This is a genomic window from Synechococcus sp. R6-7 (assembly GCF_047461695.1).
Taxonomy (GTDB): domain Bacteria; phylum Cyanobacteriota; class Cyanobacteriia; order Thermostichales; family Thermostichaceae; genus Thermostichus.
The window spans coordinates 1-662 of record NZ_JANSHS010000371.1; the positions used below are offsets into that span (position 1 = coordinate 1).

The 662-nt window shown below is 60.0% G+C and carries 1 pseudogene; it reads left to right on the forward strand.

The window, feature by feature from the left end:
- Window positions 1-662, forward strand: a pseudogene (locus NW815_RS10940) (hypothetical protein); the annotation flags it as partial.

Genomic DNA, 662 nt, shown 5'->3' on the forward strand with positions numbered 1-662 from the left:
CCCCAACATCAGCGACATGACCATCCAGGTACACCAGCTCAACCCCAGAACGGGCCGCTACGAGCTGAGCCTGATGCCGGTGATCCGCTACCCCAACTTTGCCGATCTGTCTGCCGACCTGCCCCTCGACAGCCTACAGGTGCTGGTGGGCAATGAAAAAGGAAAGCCCTTGCAACCCGTGTCGCTGCGAGAGCTGCTGGGGAATCTGCGCCGCTACTTACATGATCCCGGCTCTTGGGCCGGCAACCGGAACTCCCTGCTGGCTCCACGGGATAGCCATGTGTTGGTGAGCGCCCAAGCTGCCTTTTTGCCTATCCCTGCCGGGGGCTCTGCCCAATTCAACCCGGTGTTGTTCAACTACCAATCCTATCCCGGTAACCCAGCCGTGCTGGCAATCTTGGCCACCCGCGAGGGCACCAGCATTACGGTGATCGAGAACCGCACCGAAGATAGGGTGGGCGAGGCTATTTGGGGCCAGCGCCTTTTCTTCAATCAAAACGGTGAACGGGCCAGCCTCACCGGGCAGCGCCTCAGCGATTTTCGGGCCGAGCAAGCCGCCAACCCAACCCCCAGAGATCCCCATTCGGCGGAAGTAGCAGAAGAAGCCCTGAACCTGGTGATGGTGATCCAAGTACCTGATACATTCACGCTGAACTCTCCTG